The 21,443-nt window shown below is 72.1% G+C and carries 19 protein-coding genes; 14 read left to right on the top strand and 5 right to left on the bottom strand.

Annotation, left to right across the window (positions count from 1 at the left end; genetic code table 11):
* Positions 1–71: 71 nt before the first annotated feature.
* The gene (locus tag OG917_RS04110; protein WP_328316142.1) at positions 72–2,078 is read left to right on the top strand and encodes an amino acid adenylation domain-containing protein; all 2,007 of its coding nucleotides are present in this window, start codon (positions 72–74) and stop codon (positions 2,076–2,078) included.
* A 60-nt stretch (positions 2,079–2,138) separates the two neighbouring features.
* Here the strand turns inward: OG917_RS04110 and OG917_RS04105 are convergent, their stop codons facing one another.
* On the bottom strand, positions 2,139–3,380 hold the full coding sequence (locus tag OG917_RS04105; RefSeq protein ID WP_328316141.1) for a cytochrome P450: 1,242 nt from the start codon (positions 3,378–3,380) through the stop codon (positions 2,139–2,141).
* A gap of 204 nt (positions 3,381–3,584) precedes the next feature.
* Between OG917_RS04105 and OG917_RS04100 the strand changes: the two genes are divergently transcribed.
* From OG917_RS04100 to OG917_RS04085, 4 genes are all read left to right on the top strand, one after another.
* On the top strand, positions 3,585–4,346 hold the full coding sequence (locus tag OG917_RS04100) for a thioesterase II family protein (RefSeq protein WP_328316140.1): 762 nt from the start codon (positions 3,585–3,587) through the stop codon (positions 4,344–4,346).
* The gene (locus tag OG917_RS04095) at positions 4,339–5,097 is read left to right on the top strand and encodes an SDR family NAD(P)-dependent oxidoreductase (RefSeq protein WP_328316139.1); all 759 of its coding nucleotides are present in this window, start codon (positions 4,339–4,341) and stop codon (positions 5,095–5,097) included. Before OG917_RS04100 ends, OG917_RS04095 begins: the two co-directional genes overlap by 8 nt.
* 73 nt (positions 5,098–5,170) lie before the next feature.
* Positions 5,171–6,412: a pyridoxal phosphate-dependent aminotransferase gene (locus OG917_RS04090; RefSeq protein ID WP_328316138.1), complete on the top strand. Its 1,242-nt coding sequence runs from the start codon at positions 5,171–5,173 to the stop codon at positions 6,410–6,412.
* The gene (locus tag OG917_RS04085; protein ID WP_328316137.1) at positions 6,412–7,131 is read left to right on the top strand and encodes a tryptophan 2,3-dioxygenase family protein; all 720 of its coding nucleotides are present in this window, start codon (positions 6,412–6,414) and stop codon (positions 7,129–7,131) included. Before OG917_RS04090 ends, OG917_RS04085 begins: the two co-directional genes overlap by 1 nt.
* 99 nt (positions 7,132–7,230) lie before the next feature.
* Here the strand turns inward: OG917_RS04085 and OG917_RS04080 are convergent, their stop codons facing one another.
* A complete protein-coding gene (locus OG917_RS04080; RefSeq protein ID WP_328316136.1) occupies positions 7,231–7,740 on the bottom strand; it encodes a helix-turn-helix domain-containing protein in 510 nt (169 codons plus the stop codon).
* Positions 7,741–8,161: 421 nt separating this feature from the next.
* Between OG917_RS04080 and OG917_RS04075 the strand changes: the two genes are divergently transcribed.
* The gene (locus tag OG917_RS04075; RefSeq protein ID WP_328316135.1) at positions 8,162–9,358 is read left to right on the top strand and encodes an FAD-dependent oxidoreductase; all 1,197 of its coding nucleotides are present in this window, start codon (positions 8,162–8,164) and stop codon (positions 9,356–9,358) included.
* 100 nt (positions 9,359–9,458) lie between these two features.
* On the opposite strand, the gene OG917_RS04070 is transcribed toward OG917_RS04075, so the two are convergent.
* A complete protein-coding gene (locus tag OG917_RS04070; RefSeq protein WP_328316134.1) occupies positions 9,459–9,839 on the bottom strand; it encodes a VOC family protein in 381 nt (126 codons plus the stop codon).
* A gap of 187 nt (positions 9,840–10,026) precedes the next feature.
* Here OG917_RS04070 and OG917_RS04065 point away from each other — a divergent pair, with 187 nt between their 5' ends.
* Together OG917_RS04065 and OG917_RS04060 are read left to right on the top strand one after the other, a co-directional pair.
* The gene (locus OG917_RS04065; RefSeq protein ID WP_328316133.1) at positions 10,027–10,686 is read left to right on the top strand and encodes a TetR/AcrR family transcriptional regulator; all 660 of its coding nucleotides are present in this window, start codon (positions 10,027–10,029) and stop codon (positions 10,684–10,686) included.
* A 111-nt stretch (positions 10,687–10,797) separates the two neighbouring features.
* Positions 10,798–12,000: a cytochrome P450 family protein gene (locus tag OG917_RS04060; RefSeq protein WP_328316132.1), complete on the top strand. Its 1,203-nt coding sequence runs from the start codon at positions 10,798–10,800 to the stop codon at positions 11,998–12,000.
* 43 nt (positions 12,001–12,043) lie between these two features.
* Here OG917_RS04060 and OG917_RS04055 read toward each other — a convergent pair whose 3' ends face one another.
* Complete coding sequence (locus OG917_RS04055) at positions 12,044–13,348, bottom strand: mannosyltransferase family protein (RefSeq protein WP_328316131.1); 1,305 nt, start codon at positions 13,346–13,348, stop codon at positions 12,044–12,046.
* A gap of 254 nt (positions 13,349–13,602) precedes the next feature.
* Between OG917_RS04055 and OG917_RS04050 the strand changes: the two genes are divergently transcribed.
* Positions 13,603–14,328, top strand: coding sequence for a hypothetical protein (locus OG917_RS04050; protein WP_328316130.1), 726 nt, complete (start codon positions 13,603–13,605; stop codon positions 14,326–14,328).
* 14 nt (positions 14,329–14,342) lie between these two features.
* On the opposite strand, the gene OG917_RS04045 is transcribed toward OG917_RS04050, so the two are convergent.
* Complete coding sequence (locus OG917_RS04045; protein WP_328316129.1) at positions 14,343–14,555, bottom strand: hypothetical protein; 213 nt, start codon at positions 14,553–14,555, stop codon at positions 14,343–14,345.
* Positions 14,556–14,822: 267 nt separating this feature from the next.
* Between OG917_RS04045 and OG917_RS04040 the strand changes: the two genes are divergently transcribed.
* The 5 genes from OG917_RS04040 to OG917_RS04020 all read left to right on the top strand — a co-directional run bounded on the left by OG917_RS04040 (position 14,823) and on the right by OG917_RS04020 (position 21,279).
* Entirely contained in the window at positions 14,823–15,377 is a 555-nt protein-coding gene (locus OG917_RS04040; RefSeq protein ID WP_328316128.1) for a YceI family protein, read from the top strand.
* Between the two features lie 79 nt (positions 15,378–15,456).
* The gene (locus tag OG917_RS04035; RefSeq protein WP_328316127.1) at positions 15,457–16,578 is read left to right on the top strand and encodes a PP2C family protein-serine/threonine phosphatase; all 1,122 of its coding nucleotides are present in this window, start codon (positions 15,457–15,459) and stop codon (positions 16,576–16,578) included.
* A 129-nt stretch (positions 16,579–16,707) separates the two neighbouring features.
* Positions 16,708–17,763, top strand: a complete 1,056-nt coding sequence (locus OG917_RS04030; protein ID WP_328316126.1) for a chitinase — start codon at positions 16,708–16,710, stop codon at positions 17,761–17,763.
* Between the two features lie 178 nt (positions 17,764–17,941).
* Positions 17,942–18,754 (top strand): endo alpha-1,4 polygalactosaminidase, encoded by an 813-nt coding sequence (locus tag OG917_RS04025; protein WP_443059058.1) that lies wholly within the window; start codon positions 17,942–17,944, stop codon positions 18,752–18,754.
* 305 nt (positions 18,755–19,059) lie between these two features.
* On the top strand, positions 19,060–21,279 hold the full coding sequence (locus OG917_RS04020) for an NADP-dependent isocitrate dehydrogenase (RefSeq protein WP_328316124.1): 2,220 nt from the start codon (positions 19,060–19,062) through the stop codon (positions 21,277–21,279).
* Positions 21,280–21,443: the final 164 nt, after the last annotated feature.

Raw genomic sequence — 21,443 nt, 5'->3', positions numbered from 1 at the left:
TGTGTCGCGTGCGGCGCCCTCGCACGGCGCCCGATCCCGTCCTGCGGCACCGTCACACGGGAGGTCGCTCGATGCCAGACAACCCCTTCGAAGTCCCGGACGAGAGCTACCTGGTCCTGCGCAACTCCCTCGGCCAGCGGTCGCTGTGGCCGGCCCGGCTGCCGTACCCCGCGGGGTGGCAGGTGGAGCAGCCCGCGACCTCCCGCGCCCGCGCGGGCGAGCACATCGAACGCGTCTGGCCCGACGTACGACCGGACGTCCCTTCGGCGGCCGGTACCGCGCCCGCGGCAGGCACCCTGCCCGCCCTCTTCGAGCGGGTGGCGGCGGAGCACCCGCACCTGCCCGCGGTGGAGAGCGAGAGCGCCTCCGTGCCCTACGGCGAACTGGCCGGCCGGGTGAACCGGCTGGCCAGGCGGCTGCTCGCGGCCGGTCTCGGCCCCGGGGACCTCGTCGGGATATCGGTCCCCCGCGGGATCGACCAGGTGGTGGCGGCGCTCGCGGTGGCGACGAGCGGCGCGGGCTACGTACCGCTCGACCCGGGCTATCCGACGGCGATGCTGCGCCACATGGTCTCCGACGCGGGGCTCAGGACCCTGCTGCACACCGGTCTGCCACCGGTGGACGTCAGCGGTCTCGAAACGATCGATCTCGCGTCCCCTGACCCCGGATCCCACCCGGCCGAGCCGGTCACCGACGAGGACCGCCGCCGGCCGCTGCGCGCCGATGACACCGTCTACGTGATCTACACATCGGGCTCCACCGGGACACCCAAGGGCGTGGTGATACCGCATGCCGGGCTGGCGGCGCTGGTGGCGGCGCAGCGGCACTGGATCGGCGCCGGGCCCGGGGACCGGGTGCTGCAGTGGGCTTCCTTCAACTTCGACGCCGGCTTCTGGGACGTCACGCTGGCGCTGCTGTCGGGGGCCACTCTGGTCCTCACCGACGACCGTGCGGTGCTGCCGGGTGAGGAACTGCGCCGCACGCTGATCGAGCGGCGGGTCAGCCACGCGGTGCTGCCCCCGGTCGCGCTCACCGCGACCGACCCCGAAGGCGTGCTGCCCGGCGGTGTGGTGCTCTCGACCGGGGACTCCTGCACGCAGGCGCTGGTGGCGCGGTGGGCGGTGGGCCGGCGCATGTTCAACGGATACGGGCCCACGGAGATGACCGTGGGGGTGACCATGGCGGGCCCGGTACGGCCGGGCGAGCCGGTCAGCATCGGGGAGCCGTGGCCCGGCAATGAGGTCCGGGTGCTCGACACCGACCTGCGGCCCTGCCCGCCCGGCGAGGAGGGCGAGTTGTACCTGGCCGGCGAGGGCGAGGCCCTCGGGTATCTCAACCGGCCCAGTCTGACGGCAGAGCGTTTCGTCGCCGACCCGTACGGCCTGCCCGGGCGCCGGATGTACCGGTCCGGCGACCTCGGCCGCCTGGGCGGGGACGGCCTGCTCTACTTCACCGGCCGCGCCGACCGGCAGGTCAAGCTGCGGGGCTTCCGGGTGGAACTGGGCGGGGTGGAGACCGCGTTGGAGGCCTGCGAAGGGGTGCGGCTCGGCGCGGTGGTCGTCACCGGTGAGGTCGACTCGGCGCGCCTGGTCGCCTTCGTGGTGCCCGGCGCCGAGCCGGCGGACGACTTCGCGGAGGCGCTGCGGCGCCGGCTCGCCGAGCGGTTGCCCGCGCACATGGTGCCCGCCCGCGTCGAGGTGACGGCGACCCTGCCGATGACCAGCAACGGCAAGATCGACCGGCGTGCGCTGGAGCGCCGCGCGGCCGGACCCGCCGGCCCTCCGGCGCCGGTCACCCCGGCCTCCGGCCCGGTGAGCGGCGCGGTGGCGCCGGGTGCGAGCGCCCTGTCCGCCGACCCGGCCGACCCGGTGGCCGCGCTGTGCGTCCTGGCCGCCCGGGTGCTTGAGGTGCCCACGGTCGAGCCTGGCGACAACTTCTTCGACCGCGGCGGGCACTCGGTGCTGGCGGTGCGGCTCGCGAAGGCCGTACGTGACGACTGGGGGATGACCCTGCCGGTACGGGCCATCTTCGAGCGGCCCACCATGGCGGAGCTGGGCGGCCTGCTGTCGGCCGGCTGAGCCGGCGCCGGCCGGCCGGGCGCCCGGGCTTCCCGGCCCCGGGCCCCGGCCCGCTGCGGCTCAGTCCAGCCGCAGCCGCAGGGCGCTGTGCCCGAAGAGGAAGTTGGAGTAGACACGGGGTGGCTCCTGCAGGATCTCGATCCGGTGCACCCGGCGGATCAGGGAGTCCAGCACGGCGGAGAGTTCCAGCCGGCCGAGGAATGCCCCGAGACAGAAGTGGGGGCCGTGGCCGAGGGCGACATGCGGGTTGTGCTGCCTGCCCACATCGAAGCGACGGGGCTCCGCGAAGACGGCCGGGTCGTTGTCGGCCGAGATGTTCCACAGGGTGACGATGTCGCCCGCCGACACCTCCGCCGGGCCGATCCGCAGGTCGGTGGTGGCCGTGCGCGCGAAGTGCATGGCCGGGGTCACCCAGCGGAGCACCTCCTCGACCGCGGTCCTCACCTCCACCTCGCCCGCACGCAGCCGCCGCCACTCCTCGGCGTACGTGCCCAGTGCGTGGAGCGCGCCGATCGTGGTCACCCGGGTCGACTCGTCGCCACCGAGAATCAGGCTGTAGCAGTTGAGGGCGAGATCGTCCTCACCCATCGGCTCGCCCCCGACGCGGGCGCCGGCGATCATGCTGATCACGTCCTCGCCGGGGGAGCGGCGGCGCTCGCGCACCACGTCCACGAAGTAGGACAGGATTTCGTTGCGTGCCTCCAGGGCGTCGAACAGGTCCCCTCCCGCGCTGTCCGAGGAGAGGGCGCGCTTGTTCCAGGCGAGCAGCTGGGGCCGGTCCGGCGCCGGCAGCTCCAGGAGGTCGCACACGGTGTTGAGCGGCAGGTGTTCCGCGATGTCGCGCCCGGCGTCGGCCTCGCCCGCGCCGACCACGGCGGCGACCAGGGCGTCGGCCCGCTGCCGCACGGCGTCCTCCACGTACCTGAGGACCCGCGGGGAGAAGGCGCGCAGCATCACCTGACGCAGCTCGCGGTGGCGGGGGCGGTCCATCACCGCCAGCATCCGGCCGCCGGCGGAGTCACCGCCGCGCAGCAGGACGTCCAGCACCGTGCCCCGGGCCGAGCTGAGCCGGGTGGCGTCCTTGTAGCAGTCCTGGACATCGCGGTGCCTGGCCACGGCCCAGAAGCCCGGCCGGTCTCCCACCGGGGGGTGCCAGCGCACCGGGGCGGTGCGGCGCATCCGGGCCCAGTACGCGTGCGGGTCGTGTTCGACGAAGGTGGCCGGGTCGGCGAGGTCGAGAGCGTCACCGGAAGTGTCGTCGTACGGGGGGTCGGAGACGGCGGCGTTGCCGGAGGAGACCACCGGGAGACTCCTTTCGGCCCGGGCGCCGGGCCTGCACTGGGGTGAACTGTCGCCCCGATCCTCACCTTTCGCGCCCGCACCCGAGGTGGCACTGAATGAATGATGACGGATTCGCCGGGGGCCCTCCACGCGGGTGCCATGCTCAAGTCCGCAACGGCGAACGGGAGGTTGGCCATGGGCTTGCACCGCGGATCTGTCCGGACTGTGACGGGCCACCCCCGACCCGATCTCCGGCTCCTCGCGCTGCCGCACTCCGGCGGACGTGCCGAGGGCTTCGCCGGCTGGCGCGCCCTGCTCCCCGCAGCCTTCCCCGGAGTGGCGGTGGAGCTGTGTGCGGCGCAGTACCCCGGACACGGCGACCGGCTGGCCGAGCCGCCGATGGCGGAGGTCGGCAGGATCGCCGACGAGATCGTCGCCGACCTCACCGGGCTGCCGCCGGCGGACCTGGTGCTCTTCGGCCACAGCTTCGGGTCGGCCGTCGCGTGCGAGGTGGCCCGTTGCTGCCCCGGGGCGGGCGTCGACGTCGTCCTGCTCGTGGCGTCCTCGGCCTGGGCCCCCGGTGACCCGTCACGGCCCCCTCGCGACGAGCACCTGCTGCCCGACGAGGAGCTCTGGAAGCGGCTGGTCGCCCTGGGGGGCCTCGACCCCGGCATCGCGGCCGAGACCGAGGTGCGCGATCTGTTGCTCCCCGCGCTGCGCGCCGACATCGGCGCGCACGAACGCTACCTCGCCTGCCCGGACCAGGTTTCGCTGAGCTGCGACATACACGCCTGCATGGGCCGGGGGGACCCTCTCGTGCCGGTCCGTGCAGGTCACTACTGGTCCCGGCTGACCACGGGAAACGCGAGCGTCGATATCAGAGCCGGAGCACACTTCCACGCCTACGACGATCCTGCCGCCCTGCTGGCGGACCTGGCGCGGAGGGTCCCGGCGCACGCGAAGGGAAGGCGTACAGCGCATGAGTAGTCCATGGGATGGCCTGCGGCTGGTCGTCACCGGCGGCGGCTCGGGCATCGGCGCGGCCGTGGTCGCCCGCGCGGCCGGCCTGGGCGCCGATGTCCTCGCGGTCGGGCGGCGGGCCGGCCGGCTGGCAGAGGTGACGGCGAAGGTGCAGGCCGGCGGAGCGGGAAGGGCGGTGCCGTTCGTCGTGGACGTCACGGCCGCCGGCGCCGCCGAGCGGATCGCGGACCGGGCCGGCGAACTGCTCGGCGGCGTCGACGCGTTGGTCAACAACGCGGGGCACGCCGTCTTCGACCGCCTGGAGGACGCCACCGAGGCGGACCTGCGGAGGATGCTCGACACCAACCTGGTGGCCCCCGCGCTGCTGATCCGGGCGCTGCTGCCGGAGTTGCGTACCAGCCGGGGCTGCGTGGTCAACGTTTCCTCGGTCGGCGGCGCCGTGGCGATGCCGGCCAGGTCCTACTACGGGGCCAGCAAGGCCGCGCTGAACTCCCTGACCAGGTCACTGGCGGTGGAGCTGGCGCCCGACGTCCGGGTGAACGCGATCCTCCCCGGCCCGGTCGACACGGGCCTGTGGGACGTGGCGGCGGGCGATGGAGCGGATGCCCTGCGCGAAGGAATTGTCACCGCCACCCCCCTGGGCCGGTTCGGTCTGGCCTCGGAGGTGGCGGCCTGGGTGTGCCACCTCATCGACCCCGGGACCTCGTCCTGGATCACCGGATCCCTGGTGTCCGTGGACGGCGGACGAGCGGCGTGAGCCGGGCCCCAGGAGCACCACCCCGCCGGCCGGTCCCGGCCGGTCCTGCCACCAGCGGAAAGGCAAGAATCAGATGACGCAGACAGCTCCACCGTGGTTCGCCCGGGCCTCGGCGATTCCGTCTTCCTGGCTGTACGAGTCCTTCCGGCTCGCCAACGAGCGCGAGCGGGAGCGCCCCGGGCTGATCAAGCTGCATGTCGGTGAGCCGTCCTTCGGCCCGCCGGATTCCGTGGCCAAGGAATTCGCCGCAGCGGCCCTGGACGGCCGGGCCCGCTACATCGACGTGCAGGGGCTCATGGAGCTCCGGGAGCGTCTCACGGACAAGCTCGCCACCGTCAACGGCATCGACACCGAGCCCTCCCGCCTCTTCGTCACCCCGGGATCGTGCCAGGGGCTCGTCGCCCTGATGCGCTGCCTCGTCGAACCGGGAGCGGAGATCCTGCTGCCGGAGATCCACTGGCCCGTGCACCTGCAACAGGCCCTGCTCGCCGGTTTCCGCCCGGTGTTCTACAAGCTCGACGAGCACTTCGCGCCCGACCCCGAGTCGGTCCGGCAGGTGGCCACCCCGGCGACCCGGCTGCTGTTGCTCAACACCCCGTCGAATCCCGCAGGTGCGGTCGCCGCCCGCCCGCTGCAGCGGGCCCTCTACGAGATCGCCGACGAGCACGGCTGGCAGATCATCAGCGACGAGGCGTACGAGGACTTCGCCTTCTCCGGCCCCCATCACTCGATCGCGTCGCTGGAGCGTGACCGGCCCGCCGCGGAGCGCATCGTCAACAGCGTCTTCACCTTCTCCAAGGGGTCGGCGATGACCGGCTACCGGCTCGGCTACGTCGCGGTGTCACGGCCCGGGATCGCCACCACCATGCGGATGGTGCAGGAGTCGAACATCATCGCGCCCTCCGCGCCCGTCCAGTACGCCGGGCTGGCCGCGCTGGACGCGTCGGGGGCGCTCGCCGGCAACCACGACGCCGTCCGTGGCAACCGGGACGCCGCGCTGCCCCTCCTGGTCGGCGAAGGGCTGCTGCCGGCGCTGCCCGGCGGCGGCTGGTACGCCATGGCCGACATCTCCTCCACCGGCCTGACCGGCGAGGAGTTCAGTGCGGAGCTCATGCTCCGGCACGACGTCGTGGTGGTTCCCGGCAGCGGGTTCTCCGCGCGGCCGGAGTTCGGCCACGACGGTTCGATGCGGCCCCTGCGGCCCGGCGGTGTCGCGTCCGGCCTGGTCCGGATCGCGTTCTGTGTCGACCGCGACCAGCTCACCACCGGGGTGGAGCGCTTGGTCAGCCTGGTCCGCGAGAAGAGGGAACAGTGATGCAGGCAGAGTTGACCTACGCCGCCTACCTGCGGCTCGACGACCTGCTCAAGCTGCAGGAGCCGCGCACAGCCGGCGAGGACGCCGACCTCGCCACGGTGCTCTCCGAGCAGTTCTTCATCGTCAGCCACCAGACCTGCGAGCTGTGGCTGAAGCAGATACTCGGCGATCTGGCCGCTGTGGAGGGCAACTTCCTGACGATGACCACCGCCGACCTGGAACGGTCGGTCGACCTGCTCTACCGGGCCAGTGAGCTGCTGCGCCTGCTGCACGAGCAGCTCATGGCACTCGAACGGCTGCCGCTGGAGGACTTCGCCCACTTCCGGCAGTACCTCGGCTCGGCCAGTGGCGCCCAGTCCAGCCAGTCCCACCAGCTCGAACGGGTGTTGGGCAACGCCAGGCAGCCGGGGTCGCTGTTCCTGGCCTTCCGTACCGGCCTGGACCGGATGGGCGCCGACCTGGAGGAGATCGTCGGAGCCGGCGTCGAGGCGGGCTCCCTCCACCGGGTCATCGAGGGGATGCTGCGGGTCGGCAACGGCTACTTCCAGTGGAAGATCGGGCACGTGGGCCTGGTGACGAAGATGATCGGGGAACAGCGGGGCACCGCAGGCACATCGGGAGCGGCTCACCTCATGGACCGGGCCACGATGCCGTTCACCGAGCTCCACGAGTTGCGCGGCAAGGTGCACGAGCGCCGGCAGAAGCAGATCAGCCAGTGACCTGAGCCGGAGGCCGGCCGTGGAGGCGTCGGCCGGCGGACACGGGAGTGTCCGGCCCCTGGTGACAGGGGCCGGACACCCCGGCTCCGGGCCGGTGGTTCAGGAAGCGGGCTCCAGGATGTAGCCCCGGCCCCACACGGTGCGCAGGCTCAGCCGGACGCCGTCCAGCCGCTGGCGCAGCCGCATGATGTGCAGGTCGATGGCGTTGCTGGTGACGGCTTCGTTGTTGATCCGGCTCAGTGCCTCCTTGAGCCGGTCCCGGCGGACGAGGTGGCCGAAGTCGGCCAGGAAACATCGCATCATCTCGCTCTGAGCCTCCGACATCGGCACCGACTGCCCGCCGTAGTAGAGCACCCCGGTCGGGTCCAGCGCGGGCACGAAGTCGGTCCCGGTCCGCCGCTGCAGGGTGTGCACGCGAGCGGCCAGATCCAGCCGGGCCACCGGAGGCCGCACCCAGTCCTCGGTGGGGGAGATGTCGCTCGGTGGCGCCGTCTGGCCCTCCAGCACCAGCAGGCACGGCAGTCCGGCTTCGCGTAACTGGTCGCGCTCGTGGCTCTGTACCGGCCAGCGGAGAAATCTGACTTCTTGTCTGTGAGCGAGCATGGTCATGGTCGTGACCCCCGTTTCCCGTGACATGGAAGCTGGTGCTCGGAGGCCGGAGCCGTCGTCGGGGTGTGCTCGCGGGCCCGCCTGACGCCGCCGTCGGCGAGTACACCGACGGCGCCGGCCGGAACTGTGCCGCGAAGCGAACGAGACGTTGGCTTTCTCCGTGATTTCGATGCCGGCTCCCGACTGACTTCGTCACCGGCCCCCGTGCGTCAGATCCTGCCGGATCCCGATTCCAGGTCGGTGCCGGGTGGGTTCCGCTGCGGCGGGGCCCGATACCGCGTCGGCCACCCGCCTCCGGGCCCGGGGAAAGGAGGAAAGAAGCGCGACATGACTGGCGGGACGCCCCATCGACCGGCAAGACACCTCATACGGGGGTCGACCATCTGGGACCGCTGACCACGGTCATGATCAGGAGCACGAGATGAAGCACGAGAACAGTACGGAACGCCGACGGGCCGCCGTCGTCGGTGCCGGTATCACAGGGCCTCTCCTGGCCCTCTGCCTGGTGAGGCTGGGCTTCGAGGTGGACATGTACGAGGCGTACGTACGCCGGGTCCAGGACATCGGCTCGTTCCTCAACCTCGCCCCGAACGGACGCGCCGTGCTTGAGCGCCTGGGCCTGGCAGACCGGGTGCTGGATCAGGGCACCGTCGCCGGCTCCATCACCTTCGCGAACCACAAGGGCCGGGAACTCGCACGGAATCCGGAGAGCACCACCAACATCATGCGCGGCGAGCTCAGCGGTGCCCTGCGGGAGGCGGCGACCGACGCCGGAGCGAAACTGCACTGCGCCAAGCGCCTCGTGGCCCTGGACGAGACCGGCGACGCCCGCTGGCGGATCGGTTTCGAGGACGGCACGGAGGCGGAGGCCGACATCGTGCTCGGGTGCGACGGGGTGCACTCCACCACACGCCGGCTGCTGATCCCCGGCGCGCCACAGGCCGGCTACACCGAGGTGGTCGGCTCCGGGGGCAGGTCGGAGATCGGCGCGGGGGAGCTGCCCGTCGACGGACAGTTCCACATGGTGTTCGGACTGCGCGGTTTCTTCGGCTACCAGGTGGTGGCCCCCGGCGTCGTGTGCTGGTTCGAGAACCACCAGGAAGCCCGCGAGCGCGGCTTCGCCGAACTGGCCGGGATCGACGACGCGGAGTGGGTGGCCGCCCTGGCCGAGCGGCACCGCCCGGACCCCGGGGTGGTCCGGCGCATCCTGACCGCCTCCACGGGACCGGTCGGCCGGTGGCCGGTCTACGAGGTGCCGCCCCTGGGGAGCTGGCACCGCGGCGGCGCCGCAGTACTGGGCGACGCCGCGCACGCGGTGGCCCCGCACCTGGGGGCGGGCGCCGCGCTCGGTATGGAGGACGCCTATGAACTGGCCCTGGCCCTGCACGAACACCCCAGTGCGCCGGCGGCGTTCACGGCGTTCGAGGAGTCACGCCGCGACCGGATCACCGCGATGGCGAAGCAGGCCAGGCAGACGGGCGCGGTGATGACCCCGAACCGCTGGGTGGCCCGGGTGATACGGGATCTCATGCTGCCGATGGCCATCAAGCAGGGTGTGCGCAAGGGCACCGAGGCCTATTCCTACCGGCCCTCGCCGTGGCCCGTGCAGGTCGGCTGAGGTGTCGGGGCCTCCTGTCACCGCTGGAAGTGGCTCCAACGCGCGGTGCAGGAGGCCTTGTTGGGCTGTCCCGGCGGTCGAGGACGGCCGGGTCAGCGCTTCAGCGCGGCTCGCCGGTGACGATCCACAGGTGACCGAAGGGGTCTCGGAGGCGTCCCTCCCGCTTGCCGTACGGGCGGTTCTCCACGGGAACGACAACGGTGCCGCCGCCGGCGGCCATCCGCTCGGCGACGGAGTCCTGATCGGTGAACTCCGCCTCCAGGAGCACCGGGGAGCCGCCGACGTCCTCGGGGGAGAGCCAGCCCCACTCCGGCACCGCAGGGGACAGGGAGAACGGGGAGCCGCCGATCTGCAGGACGACAACCATCACCCGGCCGCTGTCGTCCTGGGCGCGGAACACCTCTTCGGCGCCCATCGCCTTCTGGTAGTAGGCCGAGGCGGTGTCGGGGTCCGGGACGATCAATCGTGGCGTCAGACTCATGGGCCGACTCTATTACCCCCGCGGCGGCCGACCGGGGTAATCCGGTCAGTTCGTGTCAGGCACTGCGGACGTCCGCTCGCGTGGGCGGCGAACCGGAGTACGGCAGTGACAGCGGGGCCCGCCACGACGGAAGAAGCCCCCCAGGCCCGGGCGGCCAAGGACATCTGCCGGGACCGCCGCCGATACGATGAGGGGCGTGACTGATGAGCCGGGCCGCCCAGTGCCCTACCGGGAGCCCCGGCAGGCGCGCAGTGCGGCGACGCTGGCCCGCGTGCTGCGGGCGGCCGAGGAGGTCGCTTCCTCGGCCGGCCTGGAGGAGATGACGATCACCGGCGTAGCGGAACGCGCCGGCGTCTCGGTCGGTACGATCTACCGCCGCTTCGAGGACAAGGAACAGCTGATCACCGCCCTGGCCGAGCGGATGCTGGAACGCCGCGAGGAGTACATGGCCGAGCGGCTGCGCACGGCCGATCCGTCACTCTCCGGCGTCCTGGACACCTATGCGCACGCCCTGCTGCAGTCCTTCGCCGACAGCAACAGCCTCTTCCCCGAACTGCTGCGCGTACGCGGGGCCGCATCCCTCGACCGCGGCGCCCGCACCATCACCGAGATCCACCGCCTCCTCCTCGAAGCGGCAGCCCCCTACACCGGCCAGATCCAGCGCTCCCACCCCGGGACGGCGCTGGACACCGCGGCCCGCGCCATCCTCGGCGCCTGCTTCCACAACTCCGTACGCCCCGACCCCGCCACCGGCGAGACAGCGCTGCGCCAATACGCGGACGCACTCGGCGACATGGCGCTCGCGTACCTCCTGACCCCCGACCGCCGCCGCACCGCCTCCCCCTGAACGGCCCCCACCCGGCAGGACCGACAGCTGATACCGGCCCGGTCCCGGCCCCCTGCCGGTTTCACCGCGCTTCACGCCCGGGGGCATCGGCCCCTGACTAGGGTGGAGTCCATGTCCACCACAACGCCCGGTCAGCCGCCCCTCGTTGATCCCGCGGAGCTGGTCGCGGACCCGTACGCGGTGTACGCGCGGCTTCGCGAAGCCGGGCCCGTCCACCGCGTCGCCGGAACGGACGGGCTTCCTGCCTGGCTGGTCACCCGCTACGACGACGTGCGGCAGGCCCTCGCCGACCCCCGGCTCTCCCTCGACAAGCGCAATGCGACACCCGGCGGCTACCACGGGCTCGCGCTGCCGCCCGCGCTGGACGCGAACCTGCTGAACATGGACCCGCCGGACCACACGCGCATCCGGCGCCTGGTGTCGACGGCGTTCACCCCGCGCCACATCGCCCGCCTGCGTGAACCCATCAGGGAAACCGCTGACGCGCTGCTCGACGTCATCGAACCGTCCGGCCACGCCGACCTGATCGCCTCGTACGCCGCACCGCTGCCGATCACCGTCATCTGTGACCTGCTCGGTGTGGCTCCGCACGATCGCCACGACTTCCGTTCCTGGACCGATTCCCTGGTCGCCCCGGACCCGGCGCGACCGGAGGCGGCGAAGGAATCCGTCCGCAGCCTGCTGGCCTTCTTCACCCAGCTCATCGCCGACAAGCATGCCGCGCCCGCCGACGACCTGCTCTCCGCCCTGATCGCCGTACGCGAGGACGCGGACCGGCTGAGCGAGGACGAGCTCATGTCCCTGGCCTTCGTGATCCTTTTCGCCGGGTACGAGAACACCGTGCACCTGATCGGCAACGCCACGCTGGCCCTGCTCACGCACCCCGGCGAACTGAGCGCGCTCCGAGCCGATCCCGGCCGGCTGGGCGGCGCGGTCGAGGAGTTCGCGCGTTACGACGGTCCCGTGCCCCTGGCCATCCGGCGGTTCCCCACCGAGGACATCACCGTCGGCGGGGTCGGCATCCCGGCCGGGGAGACCGTCCTGTTGTCCCTGGCCGCCGCGCACCGGGACCCGCGCCGCTTCGCCGAGCCCGACCGGCTCGACACCGGCCGCGACGCCACCGGTCATCTCGCCCTGGGCCAGGGGATCCACTACTGCCTCGGCGCACCCCTGGCCCGGTTGGAGACCGAGATCGCTCTCGCCGCGCTCCTCGACCGCTTCCCCGCGCTGGCCCTCGACGTCGCCCCGGACGACCTGCGGTGGCGTCCGTCCATGCGCGCCCGCGGGCTGGTCGCCCTGCCGGTGCGCTACTGACCACCCGTGATCCGCGACGGGCCGGCAGCGGGCCTCGCCCCCGTCATCCGGCCCAGCGCCCCGTCAGGAAGGTCAGGGCGACGGCGGTCGTGACCGGGGCGCCGAGGCCGAGGCAGAGAGTCCGGACCGCCGGCCTGCGCAGGCTCCATCCCGCCAGGGTGATCCACAGCGGCCACCACAGGAGGGTGGAGCGGGGTATCGACATGTACCAGTAGGACGTGCCCAGGGCCCAGAGAGTGAGGGCGATGTACAGGGCTTCGGGCCAGCGGCGCTGGCGGACCAGGAGGGCGGTCAGGAGGAGTCCGGCCACCATGGCCAGGAGTTCGGCCTGGAACATGACCGCGTAGCCGGTGGACTGGGCATGGCCGAAGGCGGAGTGCCAGGTCTGGGACCAGGCGTCCCAGGGGGCGTGGAAAGTGCGGTTCCAGCCGTCCTCCTCGGCGTGCTTCCAGGCCATCCAGTCGCCGGTGTGGGCCCGCAGATAGCCGCTGTAGAGCGCCACGGGCACGGCGGGCAGGATCATCCAGGGGAGTTGGCGCCAGTGACGGCCGGCGCGGGCGGTGAGCAGGAAGTGCAGCGCTATGGCGGCCGCGAGGAAGAGGCCGTTCACCCGCACCGTGGTGGCCAGGGCGGTCAGCGTCGCTGCGAGCGGCCAGTTGCGCCGCTGGGCGGCGAGCCAGGCGGGCAGGGCGAGGGCGAGGAAGAGCGACTCGGTGTACCCGGCGGCCAGGAAGACCGCGCACGGCGAGAGCAGCAGGAAGAGCACACTGCGACGGCCCGCCTCGCGGTCGGGCAGATGCAGCCGGGCGATCCGGGAGAGCGCCAGGACGGCAACGGCCCCGGCCACGAAGGAGATCAGCAGGCCGGCCGCGGTCCAGTCCGGGACGACGGTGTGAACGGTCCGCAGAAGCAGCGGGAAGCCGGGCATGAAGGCCTCCCGGTGGTCCAGCGACCTGTGGAGGAGGTCGCCCTGCCCCGGGAAGTAGCCGTCGCGGGCTATGCGGAGGTAGTGGTCCCAGTCCCACTGCTGGAACGGCGCGAGAACCGGGCCCGCCGCATGCGAGCCGGGGTCGGCGGGGAACAGCCACCGGGCGCAGTAGGCCGTCGCCCAGATCCCCAGCCGGGTCGCCAGGTAGAGCCACAGCACGTCGCGGTCGGCCGGACCCACCCGTATGAGGGGCGGGCGGAGCGCGCCCGCCCGCCGGAAGGGGTACGGCCCGGCGCGGCCCGGCAGCCCGCCGCCCGGCCGGGCCCCGTTCCCCGCGGAGCGCTGCCCCCGGTCGGGTGAGCGGGGGGACGGTACGGACGCGCGGGTGCGCTCGCGCAGCCCGGACGGCAAGAACGGCATGGGGTCTCTCTCCTGGGTGTGCGGGGGCGTACCGGGACTCCTGGTGACACCCGCGGTTCCTGCGTCTTTCGCTCTCTCCTGGAGTACGCGCGGGACCGGCCGTCCGGCTGACATCCGCCCCAGTGATGATCGTCACGCAACCCCGGGCGCCGTTCCTCCGTCCGCCCCCCGGCCCTGGCCGACCGGAGCCCAATCCGGCGCGGTGTCGGCTCCGAATCGCTTGTCGTCAGTCCGCAGACGCCGGAGGAACGCCGATGAGCATGTCCTGCCCCGCTGGGCCCCATCACTTCGCAGACGACTGCTTCACCGGCGACCCTGCCGGGTCCGCCGTTCCGTGTTCAGCAGCCGAGTCCGCCGAGCGGGGACTGGCGCGCCACATCGCGCGGGCCGCGCGCGCGGCTGCGCGCGCCGCCGCCTACGGGTGTGCGCAGGCCAGGGACGGTGCCGGACGGACGGCCGCCGACGCTGCCGCGGAGGCCGCGCGCAGCACCACCGCCGGCCGGGCCGCGCTGCTCGCCCGGGACGCGGCGCACCTGGCCCTCGCCACCGCTGTCAACAACACGTCGTCCCGGCGCGACGCCTACGCGGCAACCGCCAAGGGCGCGGCCGGAGCGGCCCATGCCGTCACGGAGTGCGACCCCGGGGGGCTGCGGCTGGTCGCCAATGTTCTGGCCGACGGCTACGAGGCGCTGGCCGGGGCGGCGCTCGGTCCCGGCACCGCGCGGGTCCCGACCCGTGAGGAGGAAGCCGCCATCCGGCGCGGCGAGGGAGAGCCGTACGACCATGTCTACGTCCACCCCGAGGACTCGGCGTCGTACACGGAACGGACCAGGGTCCGTCAGCCCAAGGACGGACGGTCCTACTGCCCCCGGCCCTTCCTGCTCTCCGACGACGCCAGGCGGGTGTCCCCGACCGGCGAGCTGTTCGCGCCCGGCGTCGGCCCGCACTGGCCGGTCGCGTGGCGGCCGCTGTTCACCTGAGGGCGGGGGGCAGCTCAGGCCGCCGCGTACTGATGGGCCCGCCCGCCCCGCCACTTCACCCAGGCCTCGTCGTCGAGCAGGCTGTCCGCGTCCAGCAGCCCGGCCCGTCGCAGGAACTCGACGACGTCCGCGTCACCGTGTGCGAGACCTGCGATCTCTCCTTGGATCGTCACCCGCCGTCCACCGCTCGGGGCGGGCGGGTGCACCACTATCGGTGTGCTGTCCATGTCCTCAGGGTGCGTCCGGCCGCCGGTTCCGGCACTCCGGAGTCGCGGCGGGCACAGGACGCGGGCCCTGCCGGGGATGTTCAGGACCGGTGCGCGAACGGCGGTACGGCAGGCCCTTCCGGGGCGCCGGGCGCGGAGGCCGGGGCCCCGCGTGCGCTTGGCCCATCGGGGTGAGCGGCGGGGATCCGGGTGGCGCGGCCCGGCCCCCGTGCAGCCCGCTCTGCCTAGCGTGAGGTGCCCTCCTCCCGCGACCCCACGGAGTACGCCATGACGATGCCCGCTCTCGCCGACCTGACCGGCACGTATGTGCTCGACCCGGCGCACACCCGGATCGGCTTCGTGGCCCGGCACGCGATGATCACCAAGGTCCGCGGCTCGTTCGGCGAGTTCGATGGCACGCTCGCACTGGACGGCGCGAACCCGGCCGCTTCGCACATCACGGTCACCATCACGACCGAGAGCATCAGCACCGGCAACGAGCAGCGCGACGGCCACCTGCGGACCAACGATTTCCTCGACGCGCCGACCTACCCGCGGATCACCTTCACTTCGTCACGGGTCGAGCAGGTGGACGGCAGCCGGTTCCGGCTGACCGGTGATCTGACGATCAAGGACACCACCAAGCCGATCAGCATCGACTTCGAGCTCACGGGCACCGCACAGGACCCCTTCGGCAACCAGCGGATCGGCTTCGAGGGCGAAGTCGCCATCAGCCGCAAGGAGTACGGCATGACGTGGAACGCCACCCTGGAGGGAGGCGGGGTCCTCGTCGGCGACAAGGTGGTGCTGGAGTTCGACGTCTCGGCGATCAAGCAGAGCTGAGCGGTACGGGGCGGCCGGGCACCGGGGCGGTGCGGACCGTCCGGAGCGCGGGCGGGGGCCGGGTGAGGTAGGCAGGAGTATGCGTTCGCTGCGGTTTCTGTACTCGCTCCAGGAGTCGCCACGGCATACGCGAGTCCTCCTGGCGGTGCCGTTCGCCCTGATCGTGGTTGTCACAGTGGTGGATCTCCTCACCCCGCCCGGCGTGCATCTCGGGCCCTTCCTGGTGGCGGCGCCCGCCATGACGGCGTCGTTCGCCGGGCCCCGGAGCACCGCGTTCGCCGGTGCGGTCGCCCTCGCGGCCGATGCGGTCGTTGCGGACGCGAAAGGTGGCATCACCGATCTCAACCACCTGTACCAGCTCGCGGCGCTCTTCCTGACGTCGGTCTTCGTTACGTTCTTCGCCCGTCTCAGAGTGCGGCGCGAGCGTGAGATGACCCATCTGCGCTGGATGGCCCGGGCGGTGCAGCGCGTGGTGATGCGGCCGTTGCCGGGCCGGACCGGGCCCCTGCGGATCGCGTCGGCCTATCTGGCCGCCGAGACGGAGGCGCCGCTCGGCGGAGATCTGTACGCGGTCACACCCGTGGCGGGCGGGACCCGCGTGATCATCGGGGACGTACGGGGCAGGGGGCCCGACTCCATGGGCGAGGCGGCCGGTGTCCTCGGCGCCTTCCACGCCCTGGCCCGGCGTGATCCGCAGCTGACCGCGTCCGTGGACCGGCTGGATGCGGGTGTCTCGGCCGCCGGGACCGCCGGCGGGCCGCGGGGGAGTGGCGAGGACGCCGGGGAGGCCTTCGTCACCGCGGCTGTCATCGACATCGATCACGCAGGCCCGGAGCTCCGGCTGGTCAGCTGCGGCCATCCGCCGCCGCTGGTCGTGCGCGCCGGCCGGGTGCGCTCGCTCGATGTGCGGGAGTCCGCCCCGCCCCTGGGGCTCGGCCGCCTGGCGGGCGGCGGGTACACGCCGGAGACCTTCGCCTTCGGCGTGGGGGACGTACTGCTGCTGTACACCGACGGTGTCATCGAGGCGCGGGACGCCGCAGGCCGGTTCTACCCGCTGTCCGACCGGGTCGCGCCCTGGGGCGCGAACGGTCCTGAGGCCCTGCTCGAACGGCTCGGCGCGGATCTGCTGCGCCATGCGGGCGGCAGTCTCGGCGGCGATGCGGCGATGGTCGCCATCGAGAGACTCCCCGCGGCCGGTTGAGCGGCTGGAGGAGGTTCCGCCACCCCGGCCCACTTGGTCCAGACCTATTGACCGAAGGTCTGGACCACTTTAGATTGACAGGTACGTGACACTCGTGCGTCAGTTCGCCGGGCCAGGAAGGAACACGACATGATCGGTCGGAGAGTTCGTCTTCTGGGGGTCGGCCTCGCTACGGCCGCCGTGGTGCAGATGCTGGTCGCCGCGGCGCCCGCAGGCGCACCGGCCGCCGACACCTGCGCGGTCAAGTCGAAGCCGGCGGGCAAGGTGCTCCAGGGGTACTGGGAGAACTGGGACGGGGCCGCCAACGGCGTGCATCCGCCGCTCGGCTGGATCCCGATCACCGACGCGCGTATCCCCGCGCACGGCTACAACGTGATCAACGCGGCCTTCCCTGTCATCCGTTCGGACGGCACCGCCCTGTGGGAGGACGGGATGGACTCGACCGTGAAGGTCCCGACCCCGGCCGAGATGTGCCAGGCCAAGGCCTCGGGCCTCACCACGCTGATGTCCATCGGCGGCGCGACCGCGGGTATCGACCTCAGCTCGACCGCGGTCGCCGACCGGTTCGTGAACACCGTGGTGCCCCTCCTGCAGAAGTACAACTTCGACGGTATCGACATCGACATCGAGACCGGACTCACCGGCAGCGGCAACATCAACCAGCTCTCGGCGTCCCAGTCCAACCTCATCCGCATCATCGACGGCGTACTCGCCCGGATGCCGTCGAACTTCGGTCTGACGATGGCGCCCGAGACGGCGTACGTCACCGGCGGCAGTGTCACCTACGGCTCGATCTGGGGCGCGTATCTGCCCATCGTCAAGAAGTACGCGGACAACGGCCGGCTCTGGTGGCTGAACATGCAGTACTACAACGGCAGCATGTACGGCTGCTCGGGAGACTCCTACTCCGCCGGGACGGTCGCGGGGTTCACCGCTCAGACGGACTGCCTGAACAAGGGGCTCGTCGTCCAGGGCGCCACGGTCAAGGTCCCCTATGACAAGCAGGTTCCGGGGCTGCCCGCCCAGCCGGGCGCGGGCGGCGGGTATCTGTCGACCGGCCAGGTCGCGCAGGCGTGGAACACGTACGGCGGCGGCCTCAAGGGGCTCATGGACTGGTCGCTCAACTGGGACGGCGCCAAGAACTGGACCTTCGGCGACAACGTCCGTTCCCTCCAGGGGCGTTGACGGCCGCCCCCTGACACCCCCCACGGCGTCCGCTGCGGTCTTCCACCGCGGCGGACAGCCGGGGTTCGCCGCCGGAGCGGCTCGCATGGTGCAATCACCTTCCCCTGCCCCCTGCCGCGAAAGCCCCGACGTGCTCCCTGTGTTCCGCCGCGCCGCCCATGTCCTCGCTCCCGCGCTGATGGTCCTCCTCGCCGGATGCTCGTCCGGCGACCCGGCTGCCGGCTCCACCCCGGCCGCCTCCGCCTCCGCGCACGGCGGGGTCCGCAAGCCCGCGGCCCGGGCATCCTTCGACTACCAGCTGGGCGGGGCGTACCGGCCGCCGGCCGGGGTGCGTGCGGTATCCCGCGACCGCACCGCAGCCCCGGTACCGGGGCTGTACAACATCTGCTACGTCAACGCCTTCCAGTCGCAGCCCGGTGACGCGATCACCTGGTGGCGGAAGCACCACCCGGACCTCCTGCTGCGCGACGGCGAGGGCAGGCCGGTCGTCGACGAGGACTGGCGGGAGCCCCTCCTCGACATCTCCGGCGCGGCCGAGCGCAAGGCGCTCGCGGACATCGTCGGCCGCTGGATCGACGGTTGCGCCGACGCCGGGTTCGACGCGGTGGAGCCCGACAACCTCGACTCGTACGAGCGCTCGCACCACCTGCTGACCGCCGACGACGCGGCCGACTTCGCCCGGCTGCTGGCCGCGCGGGCCCACCGGCGGGGACTCGCCATCGCCCAGAAGAACACCACCGACCTGCTGGGCGAACGCGACTACATCGGCTTCGACTTCGCCGTGGTCGAGGAGTGCGGCAGTTTCCAGGAGTGCGGCGAGTTCGCCACCGCCTACCGGGGCAGGGCCTTCGACATCGAGTACGGCGCCAAGAGCTTCGAACGGGCCTGCCGCTCCTGGGGCAGCAAGCTTTCGGTCACGCTGCGCGACCGCGACGTGACCCCGGCCGGGGAGCGGGGCCACGTGTACCGGGGGTGCGATTCCTCCGTCTGACGGGGCCGCCGCCGGTCGGGTACGGATCGCCCCCCACGGGGCGAGCCGCCGGCGCCCGGTTTCGGAAGTGTTCGGTCTGCCGTCCATGCGAGCGCTGTCGAGGCCGGAGAAGACCGGACCGGTGTGGGAAATGCTCAGCTGTCCCGGGGCGCCGAGCGGGCGGCCACTTCCTCTCCCGGGGAGTGCCCGCCCGCGGCCGGATGCGTGCGGTCCGCTGTCCCCGGGGGCGGGGCCCTGTCGAGAGGGGGCCACTCAGGAGATATCTTGATGTCGAGCAATGTTGCAGACGTGGAGCGGAGCACCCGGTGACTGACTCGACCATCATCTATACACATACCGACGAGGCCCCGGCCCTGGCGACGTATTCGTTCCTGCCGGTGATCCAGGCGTACGCCTCGACGGCCGGGGTGACCGTGGAGAGCCGTGACATCTCTCTCGCGGGGCGGATCATCGCCAGTTTCCCCGAGCGTCTTGACGAGAGCCGGCGGGTCGAGGACGCACTCGCCGAGCTCGGTGAACTGGCCAAGACGCCCGGCGCGAACATCATCAAGCTGCCGAACATCTCGGCGTCCATCCCGCAGCTGAAGGCCGCCGTCGCGGAGCTGCAGAAGCTGGGCTACGCCCTTCCGGACTACCCGGACGACCCGCAGACCGACGAGGACAAGGACGTCCGCGCCCGGTACGACAAGGTCAAGGGCAGCGCCGTGAACCCGGTTCTGCGTGAGGGCAACTCGGACCGCCGCGCCCCGGCGTCGGTGAAGAACTACGCCAAGGCGCACCCGCACCGCATGGGCGCCTGGACGGCCGAGTCGAAGACGAACGTCGCCCACATGGACGCCGACGACTTCCGCTCCACCGAGAAGTCCGCCGTCATCGCCGACGCGGGTTCGCTCCGCATCGAGCTGGCGGGGGACGACGGCACCACCACCGTCCTGCGCGAGTCGGTGCCCGTGCTGGCCGGCGAGGTCGTCGACGCCTCGGTGATGCGCGTGGCGGCGCTCCGTGAGTTCATCACGGAGCAGATCGCACGCGCCAAGGCCGAGGACGTGCTCTTCTCGGTGCACCTCAAGGCCACGATGATGAAGGTCTCCGACCCGATCATCTTCGGTCACGTGGTGCGCGCCTTCTTCCCGAAGACCTTCGCCGAGCACGGTGCGGCGCTCGCCGCCGCCGGGCTGACCCCCAACGACGGTCTCGGCGGGATCCTCAAGGGCCTGGAGGCACTGCCCGAGGGCGCGAAGATCAAGGAGTCCTTCGAGGCCGAGCTGGCCGAGGGACCCGCCCTGGCGATGGTCGACTCCGACCGCGGCATCACCAACCTGCACGTACCGAGCGACGTCATCGTCGACGCGTCGATGCCGGCCATGATCCGCACCTCCGGTCACATGTGGGGCCCGGACGGCGGCGAGGCCGACACCCTGGCGACCATCCCGGACAGCAGCTACGCCGGGATCTACCAGGTCGTCATCGACGACTGCCGCGCCAACGGCGCCTACGACCCGTCGACGATGGGCTCAGTGCCCAACGTCGGCCTCATGGCGCAGAAGGCCGAGGAGTACGGCAGCCACGACAAGACCTTCGAGATCCCCGTCACCGGCACGGTGCGGGTCCTCGACGGCCAGGGCGACGCCGTCCTCGAGCACGCCGTCAGCGCCGGGGACATCTGGCGCATGTGCCAGACCAAGGACCTGCCGATCCAGGACTGGGTCAAGCTCGCGGTCACCCGCGCCCGTGCGACCGGCACCCCGGCCGTGTTCTGGCTCGACGAGGGGCGCTCGCACGACGCCGCCCTGATCGCCAAGGTCAAGGCGTACCTGCCGGAGCACGACACCGACGGCCTGCAGATCGAGATCATGACTCCGGCGGACGCCATCGCGTTCTCCCTGGAGCGCATCCGCCGCGGCGAGGACACGATCTCCGTCACCGGCAACGTGCTGCGTGACTACCTGACCGACCTCTTCCCGATTCTTGAGCTGGGCACGAGCGCGAAGATGCTCTCCGTCGTCCCGCTGATGAACGGCGGCGGTCTCTTCGAGACGGGCGCCGGCGGGTCCGCGCCGAAGCACGTCCAGCAGCTCGTCAAGGAGAACTACCTGCGCTGGGACAGCCTGGGTGAGTTCCTCGCCCTGGCGGTCAGCTTCGAGCACCTCGCGCAGACGACGGGCAACGCACGCGCCCAGGTCCTCGCGGACACGCTCGACCGTGCGACGGGCACCTTCCTCAACGAGGACAAGTCCCCGAGCCGCAAGCTGGGTGGCATCGACAACCGCGGCAGCCACTTCTACCTGGCGCTCTACTGGGCCCAGGAGCTCGCAGCGCAGACCGACGACGCTCAGCTGGCCGAGGCGTTCTCGGCCCTCGCCAAGACGCTCGGCGAGCAGGAGCAGACCATCGTCGGCGAGCTGATCGCCGTCCAGGGTTCGCCCGCCGACATCGGCAGCTACTACCAGCCCGACCCGGAGAAGGCCTCGGCCGTCATGCGCCCGTCGGCCACCTTCAACCAGGCCATCGCGACGCTCGGCTGACACCCGCAGGACCGGTCGCCCCCACGGGGGCCTGACCGGCGAACCGCACCCTGGCCGCCCCGGCCGGCACCACGCCGGCCGGGGCGGCCGCATGTGCGGGCACTCCGCCCGTGGCGTCCCCGCGCGCCCGGAGGACCACGGCCGGATGCCGGGGACCGCCTTGC

This window comes from Streptomyces sp. NBC_00388 (assembly GCF_036061255.1).
Classification (GTDB): domain Bacteria; phylum Actinomycetota; class Actinomycetes; order Streptomycetales; family Streptomycetaceae; genus Streptomyces.
The sequence above is the reverse complement of the archived record's forward strand: the minus strand, read 5'-3'. Positions and strand labels throughout refer to the sequence as shown.

Coding starts and splice junctions, on each gene's coding strand:
- OG917_RS04110 (WP_328316142.1), top strand. CDS start 72: ATGCCAGACAACCCCTTCGAAGTCCCGGACGAGAGCTACCTGGTCCTG.
- OG917_RS04095 (WP_328316139.1), top strand. CDS start 4,339: ATGAGTAGTCCATGGGATGGCCTGCGGCTGGTCGTCACCGGCGGCGGC.
- OG917_RS04090 (WP_328316138.1), top strand. CDS start 5,171: ATGACGCAGACAGCTCCACCGTGGTTCGCCCGGGCCTCGGCGATTCCG.
- OG917_RS04085 (WP_328316137.1), top strand. CDS start 6,412: ATGCAGGCAGAGTTGACCTACGCCGCCTACCTGCGGCTCGACGACCTG.
- OG917_RS04080 (WP_328316136.1), bottom strand. CDS start 7,740: ATGACCATGCTCGCTCACAGACAAGAAGTCAGATTTCTCCGCTGGCCG.
- OG917_RS04075 (WP_328316135.1), top strand. CDS start 8,162: ATGAAGCACGAGAACAGTACGGAACGCCGACGGGCCGCCGTCGTCGGT.
- OG917_RS04070 (WP_328316134.1), bottom strand. CDS start 9,839: ATGAGTCTGACGCCACGATTGATCGTCCCGGACCCCGACACCGCCTCG.
- OG917_RS04065 (WP_328316133.1), top strand. CDS start 10,027: ATGAGGGGCGTGACTGATGAGCCGGGCCGCCCAGTGCCCTACCGGGAG.
- OG917_RS04060 (WP_328316132.1), top strand. CDS start 10,798: ATGTCCACCACAACGCCCGGTCAGCCGCCCCTCGTTGATCCCGCGGAG.
- OG917_RS04055 (WP_328316131.1), bottom strand. CDS start 13,348: ATGCCGTTCTTGCCGTCCGGGCTGCGCGAGCGCACCCGCGCGTCCGTA.
- OG917_RS04050 (WP_328316130.1), top strand. CDS start 13,603: ATGAGCATGTCCTGCCCCGCTGGGCCCCATCACTTCGCAGACGACTGC.
- OG917_RS04045 (WP_328316129.1), bottom strand. CDS start 14,555: ATGGACAGCACACCGATAGTGGTGCACCCGCCCGCCCCGAGCGGTGGA.
- OG917_RS04040 (WP_328316128.1), top strand. CDS start 14,823: ATGACGATGCCCGCTCTCGCCGACCTGACCGGCACGTATGTGCTCGAC.
- OG917_RS04035 (WP_328316127.1), top strand. CDS start 15,457: ATGCGTTCGCTGCGGTTTCTGTACTCGCTCCAGGAGTCGCCACGGCAT.
- OG917_RS04030 (WP_328316126.1), top strand. CDS start 16,708: ATGATCGGTCGGAGAGTTCGTCTTCTGGGGGTCGGCCTCGCTACGGCC.
- OG917_RS04025 (WP_443059058.1), top strand. CDS start 17,942: ATGGTCCTCCTCGCCGGATGCTCGTCCGGCGACCCGGCTGCCGGCTCC.